9 protein-coding genes and 1 tRNA gene are annotated in these 20,638 nt (G+C 65.2%); 4 read left to right on the top strand and 6 right to left on the bottom strand.

What is annotated here, in order from left to right; translation table 11 throughout:
- Nucleotides 1-37: 37 nt before the first annotated feature.
- Both ACS5PN_RS10170 and ACS5PN_RS10165 read left to right on the top strand, forming a co-directional pair.
- The gene (locus tag ACS5PN_RS10170; RefSeq protein ID WP_439463839.1) at nucleotides 38-14,200 is read left to right on the top strand and encodes a hypothetical protein; all 14,163 of its coding nucleotides are present in this window, start codon (nucleotides 38-40) and stop codon (nucleotides 14,198-14,200) included.
- A complete protein-coding gene (locus ACS5PN_RS10165; RefSeq protein WP_439463838.1) occupies nucleotides 14,200-14,511 on the top strand; it encodes a hypothetical protein in 312 nt (103 codons plus the stop codon). The genes ACS5PN_RS10170 and ACS5PN_RS10165 overlap by 1 nt, the downstream gene beginning before the upstream one ends.
- A 173-nt stretch (nucleotides 14,512-14,684) precedes the next feature.
- Here the strand turns inward: ACS5PN_RS10165 and ACS5PN_RS10160 are convergent.
- Nucleotides 14,685-14,760, bottom strand: a tRNA-Arg gene (locus ACS5PN_RS10160).
- 130 nt (nucleotides 14,761-14,890) lie between these two features.
- On the opposite strand from ACS5PN_RS10160, the gene ACS5PN_RS10155 reads away from it, so the two are divergent.
- Nucleotides 14,891-15,430, top strand: a complete 540-nt coding sequence (locus ACS5PN_RS10155; RefSeq protein ID WP_439463837.1) for a c-type cytochrome — start codon at nucleotides 14,891-14,893, stop codon at nucleotides 15,428-15,430.
- A gap of 62 nt (nucleotides 15,431-15,492) precedes the next feature.
- Here ACS5PN_RS10155 and ACS5PN_RS10150 read toward each other — a convergent pair whose 3' ends face one another.
- Genes ACS5PN_RS10150 through ACS5PN_RS10140 form a run of 3 tightly spaced genes read right to left on the bottom strand, consistent with a single transcriptional unit; the run spans nucleotide 15,493 to nucleotide 17,420 of the window.
- Entirely contained in the window at nucleotides 15,493-16,008 is a 516-nt protein-coding gene (locus ACS5PN_RS10150; RefSeq protein WP_439463836.1) for a DUF2946 family protein, read from the bottom strand.
- Nucleotides 16,001-16,966, bottom strand: coding sequence for a YheT family hydrolase (locus ACS5PN_RS10145; protein WP_439463835.1), 966 nt, complete (start codon nucleotides 16,964-16,966; stop codon nucleotides 16,001-16,003). The genes ACS5PN_RS10150 and ACS5PN_RS10145 overlap by 8 nt, the downstream gene beginning before the upstream one ends.
- 10 nt (nucleotides 16,967-16,976) lie before the next feature.
- The gene (locus ACS5PN_RS10140; RefSeq protein ID WP_439463834.1) at nucleotides 16,977-17,420 is read right to left on the bottom strand and encodes a YybH family protein; all 444 of its coding nucleotides are present in this window, start codon (nucleotides 17,418-17,420) and stop codon (nucleotides 16,977-16,979) included.
- A gap of 67 nt (nucleotides 17,421-17,487) precedes the next feature.
- Between ACS5PN_RS10140 and ACS5PN_RS10135 the strand changes: the two genes are divergently transcribed.
- Nucleotides 17,488-19,446 carry a hypothetical protein gene (locus ACS5PN_RS10135; RefSeq protein WP_439463833.1) on the top strand — a complete coding sequence of 653 codons (1,959 nt, stop codon included), beginning with the start codon at nucleotides 17,488-17,490 and terminating at the stop codon, nucleotides 19,444-19,446.
- Here ACS5PN_RS10135 and ACS5PN_RS10130 read toward each other — a convergent pair.
- Nucleotides 19,443-19,658, bottom strand: a complete 216-nt coding sequence (locus ACS5PN_RS10130) for a zinc-finger domain-containing protein (protein WP_439463832.1) — start codon at nucleotides 19,656-19,658, stop codon at nucleotides 19,443-19,445. The two genes, ACS5PN_RS10135 and ACS5PN_RS10130, sit on opposite strands and share 4 nt — an antisense overlap.
- A gap of 22 nt (nucleotides 19,659-19,680) precedes the next feature.
- Nucleotides 19,681-20,613, bottom strand: coding sequence for a branched-chain amino acid transaminase (locus tag ACS5PN_RS10125; RefSeq protein ID WP_439463831.1), 933 nt, complete (start codon nucleotides 20,611-20,613; stop codon nucleotides 19,681-19,683).
- Between the last annotated feature and the right edge of the window lie 25 nt (nucleotides 20,614-20,638).

The following is a 20,638-nucleotide window of genomic DNA, read 5'->3' as shown; positions in this document are numbered from 1 at the left end:
ACTGCTTTGGGTATCCAACAAAGCACAGGGAAGCATCATGGTTTCGATCGTGACGGGTGGCGGCGCGGGACTGGTCAACAGTTCCAAGGACGTGTTGGGCGGTGCGGGAGAAATCGGCAACGCGGCCTGGGGTCGAGCGGGTGAGCGGGTCACCGTCAACGCGGCCACGGGCAACCTGGTGGTCCAGGACCGCGACGAGTACCTGGTGGGCATGGGCCCGGACGTTGACCTGCTGCGCACCTACAACAGCCAGGGCGGCTGGGAGGGCGACAGCAACGTCGATGGCTGGCGCATCGGCTACTACCGCCGCGTGTCCAACGTGGGCGGGAGCCTCAAGCGCATCGATGCGGACGGCCACGAAGCAATCTATTCCCTGGATGCTTCGAGCGGCAAATACCTCACGTCCGAAGGGTCCGGCCAATTCGACAGCCTGAGCTTCAGCGCCGGCGTGTGGACCTGGACCGACGGGGACACCGGCACGACGGAAACCTATGCCAGCGTCGATCAGGGGGTGACCTACCGGTTGACGCAGGTGACCGACACCAACAACCGCGCGGTCAAGATCCTCTACGACGGCAATGGCCTGATCAGCACGTTGTCAACCTACAAGAACGCCGCGAACAGCACGGCGGACGAAGTGGTGACGCTGAACTACAGCGGCACGCAGCTGAGCAAGATCACCACCAGCTACAAGGATGCGCAAGGTGTTCAGCAGACACGCAGCGTGACCAGCTATGGCTACACCAATGGTCGGTTGAGTCTCGTCACCACCGACCTGACTCCGGATGACGCGACCGACAACGCGACCAAGCCCGACACGCTCTACACCGTCAGCTATGCCTACGACGGCAACGGACGTCTGCAGGCCATCACGCAAAAGGACGGCAGCACGCAAATTGTGGACTACTGGGCCGATGGCCGGGTCAAGTCCATCAAGGATGACCAGAACCGGCTCACGGGCTTCGTCCACGACACCGCCAATCGCATCACCACGGTGACCGATCCGCTGGGCCAGATCACCCAGCTCAAGTACGACACGGCCAACCAGCTCCTCGAGATCAGTGGCGCATTGCTCGGCGGTGGGAGCCTCAAGCAAAGCTACTCCTATGGCAGCACCGGTGATGTGCTGACCAGCACCAACGCCAAGAACGAAGTCACCACCTACGAATACGCGAGCGGCGGCAAGCTTTTGCGCAGGACCGACGCGGCGGGGAATGTGCTGGAGCGTACCTACACCGCCAATGGCCTCGTCGCCTCAGAAACGACCTACAGCGTCGCCGATACAGACGGTGCGGCCGGTCCGCTCAAGGCCAGTGGCGCGCGCACCACCAGCTACTACTACGACGCCACCACGCGGCGGCTGTGCTACACGATCAACGCTGACGGCACGCTCTTGCGCTACAGCTACGACAGCTACGGCAATCTGACGGATCGTTTCGACCATTCGGCGCAGTTCGCCTTCAGCGGTGATCGCAACACCTGGTCAGCGGTCCAGGCCTTCATCGACAACGCCTTCAACACGGATGTCGATGTCCACCGCCAACGCTACACCTACGACGCGCGCGGGCTGCTCGCGTCCGTGCAGGGCTATGACAGCGGCAAGTTCGATTCTCAAACCAAGGTGTTTGTCGGCGGCGCGGTCCTCACCACGGACTATTACGTCTATGACGCCTTCAACCGGCTGCTCTCCAAGAAGGACGCCAACAACAAAGGCATCACCTATCTGTACGACGGCCTGAACCGGTTGACCCAAAGCGTGGACGCAAACAACGCCATCACGCTCTACACCTACGACGACACCAATCGCAAGACCTCCGTCAAGCTGGACAACGGCCTGACCACGGTGCAGATTTTCGATACCCAGGGCCGCCTCGTGTCCAGCGACGTGCTCGGAGCATCGAGCCAGGTCGCGCTGGGCGCCACCAAATACTTCTACGACGCCGCAGGCCAACTGCGCCGCGTGCAGGACGCCACTGGCGTCTCCAGCCATGTCCTGTATGACGTCAGTGGTCGCAAGAGCGCCGACATGGCCGCCAACGGCCAGCTCACCGAATATCTCTACGACGCCGCCGGCAGGCTCATCCAGACCGTGGCTTACGCCAAATTGGTGGACGTGGCCAAGCAGGCCCTGCTGACCGATGTCCTGGGGCGGCCCACCAGCAAGACGGTGACCGATATTCGCCCGGCGGTCGATGGCGACGATCGCATCACCACGTTCTACTACGACGCCGCAGGACGCCTGACCGGCACCCTGGATGCCGACGGCTATCTGACCGAGAACACCTACGACGGTACCTCGGCGTTGACCACCCAGCGCCGCTACAGCAATACGGTCGCCGTCACGCGCCTGGACGCCAGCCTGGGGACGACGCGCGATGTTTCGCTACTCAAGCCGGCGCCAGTGGCTGACGCTGTGCGCGACCGCCTCACCCGCAATCTGTATGACGCCTTTGGCAAGCTTGCAGCGCGGGTGGATGGCGACGGTGGCCTGACCGTCTGGAAGTACGACGCCGCCGGCAACATGCTGTCGCAGCTGCGCCGCTCCCAATTGCTCGGCGACACCGATCGCACCAATGGCACGCTGGCAACCCTGAGCGCACTCGCGCCGCTGGCCGACGACGAGTTCACCCAGTGGATCTACGACGGCCAAGGCCGCCAGATCGCCATGCTCTCCGCCGAGGGCTATCTCACCGAGTATCGCTACGACGGCACCGGCCGTCCGAGCGACACCGTGCGCTACCTCACCCAGGCGCGCAAGCCCCTGACCGGGACGAGCCTGAATCTGATCAATCGCGCCGACCTGGGCACGCTGCGCCCCAGCCTGGGCACGCCGCTGACCAGCACTATCACCTACAACAGCCGCGGCCTGCTCGAAACAGAAAAGGCGGTCGATGGCACCATCACCTTCTACGACTACGACCAGCTGCAGCGCCTGAAGACCAAGACCCTGGCGTATCAGACCACTGGGGCGCGCAGTCAGTCCATCGACTACGACGACTGGGGCCGGGTGCTGGGCACCAAGACCGTCGGAGACGCGACCAGCGCCACGACGACCTACGACGCTGCCGGTCGGCGCACCAGCGCCAAGGATGCGCGCGGCAACACGACCTTCTTCTATTACGACACACAAGGCCGCCAGGTCTACGCCATCCTTCGTGATCCCATCCTGGGCGGCGAAGTCACCGAGACGATCTACAGCAACTTCAACGAAGTCCAGGTCACGGTCACGCATGCGAAGCGGCTGAGCGCGGCCGACAGCGCTGCGCTCGCAGGAGGAAAAACCGACGGTGCCCTCGACGCCAAGGTGGCTGCGTTGTCAAACGCGGGTGTCGACAACCGCCGCACGGTGAGCTACAACCGCCGAGGCTTGCTTCAGCAGGCCATCGACGCGCTGGGCTACAAGACCGACTACCGCTACAACGGCTTTGGCCAGCTCAGCCAGGAAATCCGCGACGCCGACGCAACAGGCACGGCCAATGCACGTCGCCTGACGCTGGACCATGGCTACGACCGCCGCGGCGACTTGACCCGCACGGAACGCAGTGGTGCTGGGCTGGCCAACGGCGTGATCACCGGCAGCAGCTTCGACGCGCTGGGCCGGCTCTCCACCTCGACCGATGAGCTCAACCGGCTTACGCAGTACACCTATCTGCGTGACAGCGGCGGCGGAACGGGGCGCAAGCTCACGATAGCTGGGCCGGCAGGCACCGCTTCGACGACGTATGACGCGCTGGACCGTGTGCTGACGCGCGTCGACCGCAACGCGAACACCGTCACCTATACCCACGACGCTGTCAATCGCACGCTGACGGTGAAGACGGCCGAGAACATCCAGACCGTCACGGAATACAACCGCACCGGCGAGGTCTGCAGGATCACGGATGGCGCGGGTGCGACCACCACCTATGCCTACGACGCCCACGGCAATCTGCTTGCCGTGACCGATGCGCTGGGCAACCTCACGCAGAACGGTTACGACACCAACGACAACCTCGTCCAGGTCATCCGCGGCCTCAGGGCCAACGCCGGCGGCAATCCGATCAACGACGGCAGTGCCACCACCACCAGCTACAGCTTCGATGCTGCCAACCGCGTGCTGACACAGACGGTGGATCCGCTGGTCAATGGCGTCGGACTGAATCTTCAGACCCGCTACGAGTACGACGGCCAGGGCCGCAAGCTCAAGATCACTGACCCGCGCGGCACGGTCTCCACGCAAATCTTCAACGCCAAGGGCGAACTCACCGACGTCATCATCGACGACGCGAACGGTGGGCTCAAGCTCAAGACCAGCTACAGCTATGACGCCGAGAGCCGCGTGCTCACCGTTATCGAAGGCGCCGGCACTGCAGCGGCCCGCAAGACCGCCTACGCCTACGACATCCTCGGCCGGCGCCTCTCCGAAACCGTCGACCCCGAGGGCCTCAAGCTCAAGACCAGCTACGAATACGACGCGGCCGGGCGTCTGACCGTCAGGCGCGATGCGCTGAACAACGTCATCGCTCGCTATACCTACGACGGTGCCGACCTGCTGCGTTGCAGCGTCGATGCCCTGGGTGCCGTCACGCGGTACGTGTATGACGGTGAAGGGCACATCAAGGGATTCCGGGTCTACGCCACGCCGCTCGCCGCGGGCTGGGCGAGCAAGACCTACGACGAGCTCAGCGCCGCACTGGACGCGCTGTCCACCAGCAGTGCTGATCTGCTCTACGTCAATGGCTATGACAAGGACGGCCGGCTCATCTACAGCGTCGATGCACTGGGGCAGGTGACCGAGCGCAAGTACGACGGCGCCAACCGTGTCGTGCTGGAGCGGCAGTACAGCCGCAGCGTCAGCGGTGTCGTGGTGGCAACGACGACTGCGGTGATTGCGGCCCAGGTAGCCGCGGTCAAGGACGACACCAGGGACCACGTCATCCGCTATGCCTTCGACAAGGCCGGCAACCAGCGCTTCGTCATCAACGCCGAAGGCTATGTGAGCGAGTTGCGCTACGACGCGGCCGGCAGGGTTGTGGCCAGCGTGGATCACGAGCAGGCCTGGACGGCAAGCATCAACGCGGTGCCGACCGAAGCGGATCTGATGGCGACCTACTCGCCTGCCAGAACCGAATTCAATACGGGCCTGGAAGGCATCAGTGGAGCTGCGGGGCTGTGGGAGGCCGGGCGGTTCAAATTGGTCAGCGAGCCTGTCTCGAACGGCGGCTGGGTCTATTCGACCAGCAGCAAGAAGATGCCGGTCGGATCGGTCCTCAAGCTCGAATACCTGCCGGTCCAGATCCAGCAGATGCCCCACATCATGCTCAAGGATGGCGCGGGCGGGCTGGGGCGCGTGGCGGTCATCTTCAAGAACGACGGGCATGTCTACGCCCAGCGACGTCAGCCGGTGACCGACGTGAAGACGGAGTTCGACCTGGGCACCTACACGCCAGGCAAGACCTATTGCATCGAGATCGACTCCACCGCCACCGGCGGGCGAATCTTCGTTTACGAGAAGGGCACAGCCATCGCCAGCGGCATGAGCACGACGCTGACGGAGCCGACGATGAATTGGCAGTCCGTTCAGCTTGAGTTTGCCGTGCAACGCACGCCCACGCTGCAGCCGGGCCAGACGATCAGCTATGTCGACAACATCGAAGAGCTGCCGCCCGTCAAAGGCCGCGTCACCCAATTTGCCTACGACGCCGCGGGCCGGCAGCGCTTTGCGGTGGACGCCGAAGGCTATGTCACCGAGACGCGCTACGACGACGCCAATGCCCGCAGCACCACGCTTCGTTACGCCAACCGCCTGAGTGGCGCCAACGCCTACAGCCCTTCGACCTACGCGCCGGCGCTGAGCGCGTTCACCGCGGCGCTGTCCGGCCTTGGTACCGCCACCAGTGTGGTCCAGGAACTTGACCGCGCCGGGCGCGTGAGCCTGCAGACCGACGGCAACGGCGTGCAGACCCAGTTCACCTATGACGCCGTCGGCCGCCTGCAAACCGAAGTTCAGGCCAGCAACATCGCCGGCCAGTCCAGTACGACGCGCTACGTCTACAACGCCGCCGGCCAGCGCACGGCCCTGATCCGTGGTGACGGCACGGCTCTGGCCAGCACCACCCGCTACGAATACGACAGCTTTGGCCGCTTGTGGCACGAGATCGATGCCCGCGGTGTTGCCCTGGCCGAAGGAACGGGCGCCTGGGAGGTGGTCGAGCGCATCCGGCTGGGCGTGTCTTCGACTCCCGCCTCACTCAGCGCCAGTGACAAGGCGGCCCTGCTCAAGGCCTACACCACCGAGTACGCCTACGACGCCGACAACCGCGTCATCAAGATCACGGATGCCCTGGGCGGCGTCTCCCAGACCGATTACGACAGCTTTGGCAACGCCAGCGTCATCACCGATGCGCGCGGCTACAAGCGCTACCAGGTCTACGACAGGGGCGGACACTTGGTGCAGAGCATCGATGCCGAGCGCTACCTCACGGTGTACGGCTACGACGCCTTCGGCAATCTGACCAGCACCACCCGCGTGGACGCGAAAGTGCAGGGCACCCTCGCTGCCGGCCAGGCCGTCGTCCTGGCCAGCGCGGCGCCGAGCAATGGTGTCTACGTCCTCACCAATGCTGCGAACGACCACACCACCGGCCGCCTGTACGACCGCAACAGCCGTCTGCTCAAGGAGACCGATGCGGAAAACTACACCGAGGGCACGGACGCCCTGGACGCCTACGGCCAGCGGCTGGCCGTCAAGAACAAGCTGGGTGCCACCGTCACCTACAGCTACGACCGGCTCGGCCGCGTGCTGACCGAGACCCTGCCGGTGCAAGCCAAGGACGGCGCAGGCGTGCTGCGCGACGTCGTCAACGAATACCAGTACGACAGCCGTGGCAACCGCATCGTCAGCATCGAAGCCAAGGGGCTGGTCGAGCAGCGCACGACGCAGATGCGCTATGACGGAGTCGGCCGACTGACCCTGCGCGTTGGCATGAGCTACACGGCGGTCGCGGCCGACAACACCAACAGCACCGTGATCCCGGCCGACGCCTGGCATTACGACGCGCGCGGCAACCTCATCGAGCAGATCAGCCACGGACAGCTCGCTGCAGATGGCATCAATGTCCTCAACGGCAAGCGTTCGGTCGCGTATTACGACGTGCTGGACGAGAAGACAGCGGAAGTCTCGGCCGATCGTGTGGCCTCCACCTTCAGCTACGACCGTGCCGGCAACCAGGTCGCGCAGACCGTGCTTGCGACCCGGATCGCCAGCACCTACACCCTCGACAGCGCCACTGCGCCGACGGCGGTACTCGTCACCAACGCTGCGGACGATCGCACCCTGCGCATGCGCTATGACGCGCTCGACCGCAAGGTCGAAACGTCCATCGACAACTTCTATATCTGGGACAGCGGCGCCGTTGATCCCGCCATCAGCAATCTGCAGCGTCGGAACATCGTGCTGCAGCAGTTCTTCTACGACGCCACGGGGAATCTGGTCGAACGCAAGGATGGACGCGGCAATTCCAGCTTTGAATACTTCGACGGCATTGGTCGGTGCCTGCTGGCTATCGATGCTGGCGGCGCCGGCATTGCCTGGGAATACAGCCGCAGCGGTGCCGCGGCCAGCCGCGAGACCCACTTTGCGGGCATGCTGCCCGGCGGCTATCTCCGCCAGGCCTCCACTCTCGCCGGCGCGAACGGCAGCAATACCGCCGCGACGCTGATCGCCACTTACAGCGGCTTGTCGCTCAAGCCCGGCGAGCAAAACCGCATCGTCACCTATGCCCTGGACAGGCTGGACCGCACCCTTGAAAAGCGCGTTCTCAACGTCGCCCAAGATTACGTCAGCTCCAACGGCACGCGCACGCAATCCACCAGCGACGCCATCACCCAATACGCCTACAACGGTTTGGGCGCGGTCAAGCAGATCAAGGAGCTGGCCAGCGTTGTCGGCAACACGCAAACCTGGGAGCAGACCGACATCGGCTACGACCTGCTCAACCGCGAGATCCGCCGCGAGACGCCGGCGTTCGTGGACTTCGAGAATCAACAGGTCCGTCCCACGACGGATACCGAGTACGACGGCCTGGGCCAGGTCATTCGCAGCATCAAGCGCGGCAAACTCGACAACACCGAAGCCGATGACCGCATCACGCAGTACCGCTATGACGCGAACGGCCTGCTGACCCAGGTTACCGACGCTGCTGCGGCCATAACGCGCTATTCGTACGACAGCCTGGGCAATATGTCCCGGCGCACCAGCGTCGCCGTGCACCGCTCTGACGGCACCGCCCGCGACCTCGTCAAGACCTACGGCTATGACGCCGCGGGCCGTGTCACGGTCGAATCCGACCTGGACACCGGCGAAATCCGCAAGAGCCGCTACAGCGCCTTTGGCGACGTCATCGCCAAAGGCCTCGGCGACGGTGAAGAGGAGTTCGCCGAATACAACGTCCTGGGCAAGGTCAGCAAGACCAATGCAGGCAACGGCGCCATCAAGTTCTACGTCTACGACGCCTGCGGCAACCTCACCCGCGAGATCTTCACCAATGGCGGCGACGGCTTCAGCCCGATGACGATCGACGAGGCGGCCACCGGCGTCCGAACCTACTACCGCGTCAGCCTCTACAACTCGCGCAATCTGCTGGTCAAGACCATCGACCCGCAGATTTCCCTGCTGCAGCCCGGGGCCGAATTGAGCCAGCTGTACACCAACAAATGGGTGAGCGCCTGGGTGCCTGGTGCCACTGTCGCCAATTCGTATGCGCTGCCCGACATTACGGTGTCTGGAACGAATGGCGCCGTGCCGATGCTGAACCTGCGGCTTCCTGGTGCCGTCAGGGTGAGCACGGGCGGCGGAACAGCCCTGTCGATCATGTTCAGCACCTATGTCCTCGACGGCAGCGGTATGTGCTCGATTGACGTCAGCGGCTTCAAGGGCGCCGGCACCAAGACGTTCCCGATCCAGTTCTACGACAACTCCCAGTACGGCGGAGATGGGGCCATGAAGGGGGGCGGCGTGAGCTTCAGCGTTGATGCGGCCGGCAATGTCAGCGCCTCGCTCATGTACGGGAATGAACCCGTCACCTACCGGCCCGCCGCCCTGCAATGGGCCGACATCGGCCCGGCGGTGTATTCCTTCAACTTCGTCGATCCGGCCACGGGGCAATCGCTGTACAGCGCGACCGACATGCCCGGATACAGCCCTTTTGCAGAATTCACGCCCCCGCCGCGCGGCGCCTTCCTGGAGATGCCCAGCTTCCTGCGTCCCGCGGCAGGCCAGCCTGCGAGAAACTTTGACATCCTGTGCAACGTGGGCGGTGGCACGTCCGTCATCCACGCCAGCTACACCAGCGCCGGCACACTGAGCATCAGCCAGGAAGCTGGCGCCCGCCCTGGCCAGATGTTCTTCTACATCAAGGGCCGCAACGTCCCGAAGGCTCAGCTCACCATCGACGGCCGCAGCGTGACGGCCAACGGCACTTATTTCCCGGCCACGGGCGCCAGCTTCGGATACACCCAGTTCACCTTCGACGGCGGTGCCTTCGACTTCTCATCCGGGGAGAAATATTTCAAGCTGCAGGGGCAGGATGCCGCTGGACAGCCGCTGCGAGACGAGTTTGGCGGCCTCATCGCCCAGAGCGGCAAGGTGGTCTTCAGCAGTGCCGACCGGCCGCCCGAAGTGCTGAACCAGTTTTACTACATCAACATCTCCCCGAAGGTGGTGATCAGCCGGCTGCAGGACTTCAATGCCTTCGGTGAAGTCAGCGAGGAGCGCGACGAACGCGTCGGCGAGCGCATGCTGGCGGCCATCAATGACGACCGCAAGTCCAAGGGCCTTGCCGCGCTGACGGCACTGAGCGCCGAACAGCAGGACGCCGCGCGCACCACTTTGCAATACAACGTGCTCGGCCAGCTGGTCGCCAAGATCGACCCCGAGACCTTTGTCACTGCGGCCAACGGCTACCGCTACAGGGCTCGTCCGATCACGTCCTACGGCTACGACTTGCTGGGGCGGCATACCACCACCACCGATGCCAACGGCAACCTCAGCCGCATGGGCCACCTGGCCGGCGCGCGTGGCGAAGAAGGGGCCAGTCAGTTCGAGTTCGATGCGGCGGGGGGTACAGCGGCTGCCTTCGATGCCACCAAGGGTGGCATGGTGCAGACGCAGCGTGACATCTTCGGTGACGTGCGGCGCCTCATCGACGCCGAACTCCATGTCACCGAGCAGTCCTACGACAACATGGGCCGCCTCGTCACGGCCACGCGCAGGAACGTCCAGCGCTTCGATGCCCTGGGCGCCAAGCTGGCCCGCACCGACTTGATCGACCGCTACGAATACGACGAATTGGGTCAGCGCATCCGTGCCACCAACGCACTGCAGGCCTCCAACACCACCGACTACGACGGCCTCGGCCGCGTCACCCGCACCGTCAGCGCGCAGGGAGCCGTCGTCACCTACAAGTACGACTACTACGATAAATCCGCGCAGCGCATCGCCGCGATGTACAGCCCGTGGGCCAGTCCCCAGTACAGCGGCGGCTACATCAAGACCACGACCTTGGCCGACGGTCGCACCCTTTCTGACGCCGTCGAATATTTCGGCCATCTGGTTCACCATGAGGACATGACGGGTGCCTTTACCAACTACAACTACGACAGCGCCGGTCAACTGGCCTTGCAAACCGGTTCCTACGCCTATACCGAGTACCGCTACTACGCGAACGGCTATATCAGCAGCATTGCTGACCGCACGTCTGGCACCGGTTCGTCTTACGGTTATGACAACTCCGGCAACCGCGTCAGCGAAAGCCACTACGCCGTCGACTATTTGGGGCGCCGCGACGCGAGTCTCGACTTCCAGTCCCAGGACAACACGATCGTCCGCGATGAACTGAATCGCATCATCCGGGTCTACGACCCTCAATCCGATGGCAAGTCCGGCCGGCTCGACGTGCACTATGAATACGACGCGATGGGCAACCGGCGCCTGGTGGACTCCGTCTACTTCGACGGTGCCGCGGGTCTGCTGGACCGTCAGACCTATTGGTACGCCTACGACGCCCTCAACCGGTTCACCATTACCAAGGGCCAGCTCAACACCACCGACAACAGCAGCGCCAGCAACGCCCGCTTCTACAGCGCGCGCCGCGGCAGCAGCGTGGATGACAGCACGGTCTTCGTCGTCGCTGGCGTAGAGGGCACGGTCATCGGCTACGACAAGATCTCGCAACGCATCAGTGCCGACTACACCTACAACGGTACCGCCATCGCCGAAACCTATGCCTACAGCGACGACGGCTATCTGCAACTGACGCGGCAGAACGGTCAGCTCAAGACCTCGCGCGAGCTCGATGTACTCGGGCGCACCACCTTCCAGCATGACCTGCAAAGCGGCGCCACGCCGGGCAGCACGGTGGCGCTGCGGCACACCCAGTCGCTATACGACAGCGACAACCGCCTGCTCAAGCAGCTCTACGTCGACGACACCGACGCGGCGCGCAACTATGTGCTGAGCTATTTCTACTACGACCGCCCCGCCGACGTTCGCGCCAAGACCGACGCCGTCAGCGCCAGCACGAGCGCCACTGGCTTCGGTGCCCTCGCCAAAACCACCCTGCATCCCGGCAACGTCGCGGACGCCAGCCAGGACACCGTCACGACTTACAGCTACCTCTACGGCGACGAGGCCCAGCAGCTCAAGATTACCAAGGCAGCGCCCGGCGTCACCGCGGGTGTCACCGACTTCTTCTACGACGGCAACGGCCACCTCAAGAGCACCATCGATCGCATCTCCGGCGCCACCAACACCTACTTCACCACTGCCGATGGCCTGGTGCTGTCGCGCACCCGCACCCAGCCCAACGCGCGCACCAGCCACCATGCCTTCTTCTACGCCGACACCAATCGCATCGGCGACGTGGGGGACACGCCCGACGAGATCACGCGTGTGAGCTACGCCGAGCAGCTCGCGCTGAAAGACGTGCGCCGCCAGAACCCCAACGCCAAGGGGCGCACCTACGCCGTCTTGTTGAATTCAGGCTCGTCGTCTGAGTTGAAGTATGGCTCGACGGCGGACTTCGATCAGAACTACGAACCCATCAACGACGACTATCCAGGTCACGCGGCCAGCCTGTACACCGTGCAGAGAGACAACGAGAGCCTGGCCAGCATCGCTCGCGACCTGTGGGGCGATGCCTCCATGTGGTACCTCATCGGCGACGCCAACCGGCTGAGCAAGGGCGCGGTACTCAAGCGCGGGCAGTCGCTGGTGATCCCCAACAAGGTCACCAACATCCATAACAACAGCGCCACCTGGCGGCCTTACCAGCCGGGAGAGGTGATCGGGCGCACGGAGCCGACGTTGCCCACCCAGCACCTCTACAACAAGGGGCCAGGCGAGCAGGAGCGAAGGCCGGGGTTCACGCCGCCTTCGTGGTACCACGGCAGGTATGGCGCCTTTCTCGAGGGGCTGACCAATCTGCACTTTGCCCAGGACGTCGCCAGCCTGAACGCCGCCCAGGCCAGCGCCGCCGCCGCATTCCAGGCGACTTACGGCTTTGGGAATGCTCGGCTGGGTGAGAGCGGCGGGCAAAGCCCGATCAAGAACACATACGCGCTGCCGTCCACAGGTGGTCTGGGGTCGGGTCTGGGCGCCGGGATGAGTGCGGGAATGAACTGGATGAATTTGCAGCTGAGCACCAGCTACAGCTTCACGGGGTCACTCGCGGGGCAATTGGGTAGCTTGGGTCTCGGGGTCAAGCTGGGCGGCGTCGGCGTTGAAAGCCAGGGCTTGAGTTCGGTTATGCCGAGTGCATTTGGCGGCAGCCTGTTGCCGCCTGCGGACAATGCGACGAATGCGGAGCTCATGGCCTACCAACTGCAGCGTGCTGGCTTCGGCGGCGAGGTTCAAGACGTGGCCAGCCAAGTCGTACTTCCCGGTCTCAGCTACCCCGATGGCTCCGGCTGGGGGCGTGCCGCGCCGTGGGAAAAAGCGGGAGCGCGCAACTGGACGACTTGGGGCCAGCGGGAGTACATCACCGAAGGCGGCCTCAAGTTCACAACCAACGTGTTGCCGGCGGTAGAGATAACTGGCAAGTCAGTCGCCACCCTGGCACTGGACGCCGCGCCCGTCGTGCGGGAGTTGGCAGCGCCGATATCGTTGACGCGCATCGAACTTGCTGCCCCTTTCACTTTGGGGTTTGGCTTTGCACCTGACTCCTCATTGCCGGACGCGTTGCCCACCGTGGCCATGGCTGTGCAGGAGCTTAATGATGCCAAGGCCATCGAAGGCACGTTGAACACCACCAGCGAGGCCGTTGCTGCTGCATGGCGCGGCGACTTGGCGTTGGCGCGCGCGCACTGGAACTACGAGCCCTCGCCCGAAGCGCGGGCAGCCATTTACGAACGCATCAATCCTTCGCCTGATCCACGCTTCGCGCGAATTGATTCGATTCGCAATTCAGGCTTGGCGGGAATCGTATCTCTAGCCGGCCACGCAGCCGGGGCGAGCAGCACGACTCTGGATCGGCTGGCCCAGAGCGGGGAATTGGCAGAGGGGTCATTCGGGCAACTGAGCGGGTTCAGGCTGCCTCGCTACTCGGGCGCGAATACCTATGCGTCTCCAGCAAATCGGAGGCCGCCGGCCGGCGCCACGCAGGACGCACTGCGGGCTTATCTGGATCAAAAGTTCGGCCGTGTTGGAGATCTGAATGCTGATATCACCGCGCGCGCCGATCTTCAGGCGGAGATGGACCGCTTGGCCCGAGAAGGGCACGCGCCCGGCCGGCATGGACCGCGAGTGACGGAGCGCGCGCTGGACAATCGAGTGCTTTACGAGTACGACCCGATCACAGGAAAAACCACCGATTACTACACGCGAGGAACACACAAGGTTGGCCGCAACGCGACCAAAATCGTGACAGGACCAGCCATGCTGCAAGCCGAAGCCTATGTGAGGGGGACGCCGGAGTTCGCGGTAGCCGAGGCTAATGCAAAAGCGCAGGGCCAGAGCCGCATGGTTGTAGAAGGGATTCCCCTGGAATATGCTCTTGGCGCACACTATTTGACTGTGGTTTTTGGAAAGGCGCGCGTGGGCTCATCCAGCAACCCAGTTGGCACGGTGCCTATCGACTTCACAAACGGCACCCTGACAGCAATCTTTAGAAAAACCCCAGGCGGCTATTGGAATCTTCATACTATGTACCCGGAGCCACAGTAATGCTTGAAAAAGATCGGCGCGAACAATTTAAGGCCGACCTTCGCGCATACTGGATGTGTGAGGGGCGTGATTTGCGAACCGGTTCGGATTTGCTCGAATACTTGCGGAGCCCGATCGCGCAGATCAGTGAATCCGACTTCAAATGGCACCTCGCGGACGCGATCCTGAACCAACGGTTCTCTGTGGAGGAGTACGAGCGGCTGACAGATCTGGACTTTGAAACTCGTGAGCAAGTGGCGGTCGATCTGAGCGAGTTGTGGTGCTTGATGTTTGGCGAAGAGGTGATCGCGCTACCGTCTGCGGCGGTCTGATGCGGCGTTGGCGCGCGCAGGCTCTGTCCGGCCCACACGCTGCGACGCCGCGTTGGCAGCTTGTTAGCGTCCGCATCGCCCGCTGCTTCTCGGGGTGCCGTGATGTTTAGGACACTCTTAAAACACCAGACGAACAAACGCCACCCAAAGGTGGCGTAAGTCATTGATCCATCTGGCGCGCCCGGTTGGGATCGAACCAACAACCCCTGCCTTCGGAGGGCAGTACTCTATCCATTGAGCTACGGGCGCGAAGCCGTCCATTCTAGCAGCGGGCTTCCCATGAGACGGGGGACCCATGGGGGCTGCCTATAATTCGCAGGTTTTGTGTCCCGCAGGGCGGGGCGCAGCCGAGACGAACAAGGACCGACAAGAGGAATCCATGAGCGCCAGCCACGATCACGACCACGACGACGCCCACACCGGGCCGATCAAGACCCCCAAGCAACTGGCCTGGGCCGTTTTCTTCTCGTTTGTCGTCCCCGTCGTCGTCATCATCATGCTGGCCAACTACGTCAGCACCGACACCAAGCCGGCCGCTGGCACCGAAGCCCTTGAGAAGCAGGCTGTTGCCGCGCGCATCGCGCCGGTCGGCCATGTCGAGGTCAAGGACGTCAACGACGTCGCCGCGATGAAGACCGGCGAGCAGGTCTTCCAGGCGCAGTGCTCGGCCTGCCACGCCACTGGCGCCGCCGGCGCTCCCAAGATCGGCGACGCCGCAGCCTGGGGCCCGCGCATCAAGAGCGGTTTCGACGCGCTGGTGCACTCGGCCCTCAAGGGCAAGGGCAATATGGGCCCGCAGGGCGGCGGCGACTTCAGCGACTTCGAAGTCTCGCGCGCCGTCGTCTACATGGCCAACCAGGGTGGTGCCAAGTTCGACGAGCCCAAGATGGCCGCGCCGGCCGCCTCGGCTGCTCAGTAAGAGCGATCAAACTCCGCAAAGGGCTGCTTCGGCAGCCCTTGTCGTTTCTGGCTCAGGCTGGATCAGGGCAAAGGCTGGCGCACGAAGCCGAAGCGCTGCGGCAGCTCGCTCGACAGGAACTCCTGCGGCGCCCAGCGGCCTTGCTCGACGGCATCGGCCGCCAGGCTCATGTCGGCCGTGTGCACCAGGCCCAGGCCGAGATCGGCGAGCAGATAGAGCCGCCCGGCCTCGTCCAGCCAACTGGACTGCACGGCGGCCGCGGCGCCGGTGTGGCCGAGCACGCGGCCGTCGGGCTGCAGGCGCCAGACCCACGGCGTCGCTTCCAGCTCGACATAGACGCGCTGCGGACCGTTCTGGAAGAACCAGCAGCCGGCCTCGTCCGAGGCGTAGTTGCGCTCGATGAAGGCACGCAGCTTGTCGTGAGTGATGCGGCTGCCCTTGACCTCAGGGAAGGGGCCGGCGTGCTGGATGCGTTCGTCGCGCATATACCAGTCGCCGCGTGCATCCAGGGCCAGCCAGCCGTAGCAGTGCGGCACGTTGGGCCACTTCTTCAGGGCGGCGCGGACGATGTCATCCATGGCGTGACAGCCAGTCGCAGACCTGCTCCGGCATGGTCAGCAGATGCCCGGGCAGACGCCCGGCCGGGAAGCCGACATGGCCGCCATGGCCGGGCTGCCAAAGCGTCACATGCGGGCCGACCTCGGCGGCATGCGGCAGGCTGTCCCCGGGCACGAAGGGGTCGTTGCGCGCGTTCAGCACCAGGGCCGGGATGCGGATGCGGTGCAGATGCGGCTTGGACGAGCCGCGGGTCCAGTAGTCGTCGGCGCTCTTGAAACCGTGCAGCGGCGCGGTGAAGAGGTCGTCGAACTCGTAGATGGTCGACGCGCGCTTCAGCCGGTCCCCGTCGAACAGGCCCGGGTGCTGCTGCAGCTTGCGCAGGGCCTTGGGGATCATGGTGCGCAGGAAGCGACGCGCGTAGACCTGCTTGTTGAAACCCCGGTCGATGGCCGCGCCGGCGGCATGCATGTCGATGGGTGAGCAGACGGAGCTGACCGCGTGCGCGACATGGGCCGCCTGCGTGCCCGCCTCTTCGGCCCAGCGCATCAGCGCATTGCCGCCCAGCGACACGCCGGCAACGATGAGCTTGCTGCCATGGCGTTCGCGCAGGCGCTGCAGGATCCAGCCGATCTCTTCATAGTCGCCCGAGTGGTAGGCGCGCGGGCCGCGGTTCAGCTCGCCCGAGCAGCCGCGGAAGTGGGGCAGGGCCATCTGCCAGCCGCGCGCGCGGGCCACGCTGGCGAAGGCGACGCTGGAATGGCTGGTGCGGTCGCCCTCCAGGCCGTGAAACAGCACGAAGAGCGGCGCGTCGGCCGGCGCATCGGCCAGGAAGTCGACATCGATGAAGTCGCCATCCGGCGTGTCCCAGCGTTCGCGCGTCCAGTGGGGCAACGGGCCGTCGTGCTGGCGGCTGAAGAGGGCGGGCCAGATGGTCTGGGCATGGCCGCCGGGCAGCCAGCGGGGGGCGCGGTACTGCATGCGCCGACTCCTAGTGCAGCGTGCCGGCGTCGGCGACGAGCTCCTGGACGTCGCCCGCGCTGCCGGGGCTGGCATGGTGCAACACCAGGCGCCAGCCCAGCGCCGTCTTCAGATAGACATTGGTCGCGATGACCCAGGACTGCTGGGCCTCGCCATGCAGCTGCACGCGCTCCAGCACATGGTGGATGGCGCAGTCGCCGCTGTGCAGGCGGCGCACGCGCTCGGGATGCACGCTGACCGCGCCGCGCTGGAACACGGCCTCGAAGGCGGCGCGGATGGCGGCCAGGCCGACGATGCGCGGACCGCCTGGGTGGACGCAGGCGACTTCCTCGTCGTCGGCCCACAGGGCCATCAGGTGGTCGAGGTCAGCATGCTGCAGCGCCTCATAGAACTGGGCCTCGGTGTCGTCGGGCGAAGCGAGCAGGGCGGCGGTCTGGGCGGCGGAGCGGGGCATGGCGCGATTGTAGGAAGTCGGCCGACCGCTACATTGCCGGGGTCATCACGCCGCCCCAACCCTGCCCATGTCGCTGTTCAAGACCGTTGCACCCTTGCTGCTTGTCCTGTCGTTGACGGCCTGCGGCGGTGGCGGTGGTGGTTCGACGCCGGCCCCCGACCCGACGACCGTGCCGCCGCTGGGCACCCAATGCCTGAGCGGCTCCGTCGCAAGGCTGGCCCTGCCGACGACGGCCAGCGCCGGCCGCAACCAGGAGTTGGCCGTGGTCGCCTGCCCGGGCTCGCGGCTGGACACGGTGCAATGGCGCCAGACCGATGGCGCCGCGCTGGCCCTCAGCTCAGCGCGCTCCCAGGCCCTCAGCCTCGCGCCGGCCGCGGCGGGCCGTTACGCCTTCAACGTCGACTTCACCGACGCCAAGGGCGCCAGCTACAGCGGCTCGGCCGAGATCAATGCCACGGCGCCCGGCGCATCGACGCTGCTGATCCGCGGCGAGCCCTCGGTGTGGGCGGGCGGCCAGACCTCGTTGCGCGCCTGGGTCGACGGCCTGGCGGTGGCCGACTACGCAACGGGCCGCGTGCACTGGAGCCGCGTCGACGGCCCTGAGGTCAACCTCGGCGACAGCAACCAGTGGCGCGTCATCTTCACGGCGCCGGCGGTGACCGAGGACAGCCTGCTGCGGCTGCGCGCCGAGGCCACGCTGGCCGACGGCCGCAGCCTCACGCAGGAGTTCAGCCTGCTGGTGCAGGCCACGCCGCCGGCGGCCGCATCGCCGCTGTTCGGCAGCGGCAACCTGCCCTCGCGCGTCTACCCCTATGTGGCCGGCGGCGCCCACGTGGCCGAGCTGCGCGAATGCATCTACACGCCGGCCCTCAGCAACAACAACCTCTGCACCCTGGGCCGCCTGTCGATCCTCGGCACCGAGACGCGCGGCGAGCTGCCGACCGTGGAACAGGTGATGGCGAGGGTGCTGGTGTCCAACGACTGGATGGGCCAGCGCTTCGAGGCCTTTCTGCGCGAGCAGGACACCAACGGCGACTTCCGCCGCCTGCTCAATGCGACGACGGCCATCGTCATCGGCGGTCGGGTGCGGCCGGCCTTCTACTGGAGCGCCACCGGCGCCATCTATCTCGATGCCGACTACCTCTGGCAGACGGCCGCCGAGCGCGACACGGTCAGCGAGGCGCCCGATCCGCGCAGCGACTACGGCAGCGACCTTGCCTACACCATGCTGTGGCGCTATGTGCAGGGCAACAAGTCGGCTGGCGGGCGCACCTCGGTGCTGGAGCGCGCCTCGCGCGACAGTGCAGCGCTGATCCCCAACCTGGGCCGCCTGCTGTATCACGAGCTGACCCACGCCAACGACTTCCTGCCGCCGCGCGTGCAGTTGCTGCTGAACACCGGCCTGCGCGTCTACGAGGCGGTGCCGTCCAACACCGCGTCCGAGCAGTTGCGCAGCCAGCTGCCCTTCTATTCGCAGGAGATGGTCGACCTCGGCCGCGTGCAGTTCTTCGGTGCGGCGTCCACGGCGCTGCAGCGCAGCTACCAGCCCGCTGACATCGTGCGCTTCTTCAGCAGCGATCGCGTCACCGACGACTACAGCTATTCCTGGCCCGCCGGCCAGAGCGTGCCGCGCGAGGACACGGCCATGCTGGCCGAGGAGGCGCTGATGCAACTTCGCCATGGCGTGCTGCGCGACGTGGCCGTCACGCCGCAGCTGGCGAGCGGGGCGTCGAGCGCCGACCTGGTCGTGAGCTGGGGCCAGCGCGGCCGCATCGGCGATGCGGCCATCAAGCCCCGCGTGGCCCTGGTGCTGGCCCAGACCATGCCCTGGCTGCCGGCCGGCTTCACGAACGGGCTGGCGGCGCCGACACAGCTGCGCGCCGGCCTGAGCTGGGGACAGAACCTCGACCAGGGCGCGCTGGCCCTGGGCGTGGTGAAGCCGCTGTCAGCGGCCGAGCGAGCGCTGGAAGCCGACCTGGACAGCCAGCGCCGCGGCAGCCGCAAGGCCGCCGCGCTGGCGCGTTAGTGCCCGCTGGAGAGGACTTCGCCGGCTTTCAGCTTGTAGGCGGTGCCGCAGTACGGGCACTGGCCCTGGCCGCTGTGCGTCAGGTCGATGAAGACCTTGGGATGCGTGCTCCACAGCGGCATCTTGGGGTTGGGGCAGAAGACGGTGCCGTTGTCGTTGCAGTCCTTGGCGGTCACTTCGACAGTGGCGGCGGGCGTGGTGGTGGTGCTCATGTTGTTTGCTCTCAGACGGCGATCAGCAGGCAGTGAGCCATTCGGCGTACTTGGGGTTGCGGCCGTTGACGATGTCGAAGAAGGCCGACTGGATCTTCTCGGTGATGGGGCCGCGGGAGCCGCTGCCAATCTCGACGCGGTCCAGCTCGCGGATGGGCGTCACTTCGGCGGCCGTGCCGGTGAAGAAGGCCTCGTCGCAGATGTAGACCTCGTCGCGGGTGATGCGCTTCTCGACCAGCTTGAGCCCGAGGTCCTGGCAGATCGAGAAGATGGTGTTGCGGGTGATGCCGTTCAGCGCGCCGGCCGACAGGTCGGGCGTGTAGACGACGCCGCCTTTGATGACGAAGAGGTTCTCGCCCGCGCCTTCGGAGACGAAGCCGGAGGCGTCCAGCAGCAGCGCCTCGTCGTAGCCGTCGTCCGTGGCTTCCATGTTGGCCAGGATGGAGTTGGTGTAGTTGGACACCGTCTTGGCCTGCGTCATCGTGATGTTGACGTGGTGGCGGGTGTAGGAGCTGGTCTTGACGCGGATGCCGCGCTTCATGCCGTCCTCGCCCAGGTAGGCGCCCCAGCTCCAGGCGGCCACCATCAGGTGGACCTGGTTGCCCTTGGGGCTGACGCCCAGCTTCTCAGAGCCGATCCAGATCAGCGGGCGCAGATAGGCGCTCTTCAGGCCGTTGGCCTTGACGACTTCGCGCTGGGCCTCGTTGACCTGCTCCTGCGAGAAGGGGATCTTCATGCGCAGGATCTTGGCGCTGTTGAACAGACGCTGGGTGTGCTCCTGCAGGCGGAAGATGGCCGTGCCGTTGACGGTGTCGTAGGCGCGCACGCCTTCGAAGGCGCCGCAGCCGTAGTGCAGGGTGTGGGTCAGCACATGGATCTTGGCGTCGCGCCAGTCGACGAGCTCGCCGTCCATCCAGATCTTGCCGTCGCGGTCGTGAAGAGGGGCGGGAACCATCGGGTACTCCAGAGGCTGGGTGAAA

Origin of the sequence: Roseateles sp. NT4 (assembly GCF_051857475.1) — a bacterium.
Lineage (GTDB): Bacteria > Pseudomonadota > Gammaproteobacteria > Burkholderiales > Burkholderiaceae_C > Pelomonas.
Note: the sequence above shows the minus strand (reverse complement) of the source record. Positions and strands in the feature narration are given on the sequence as shown.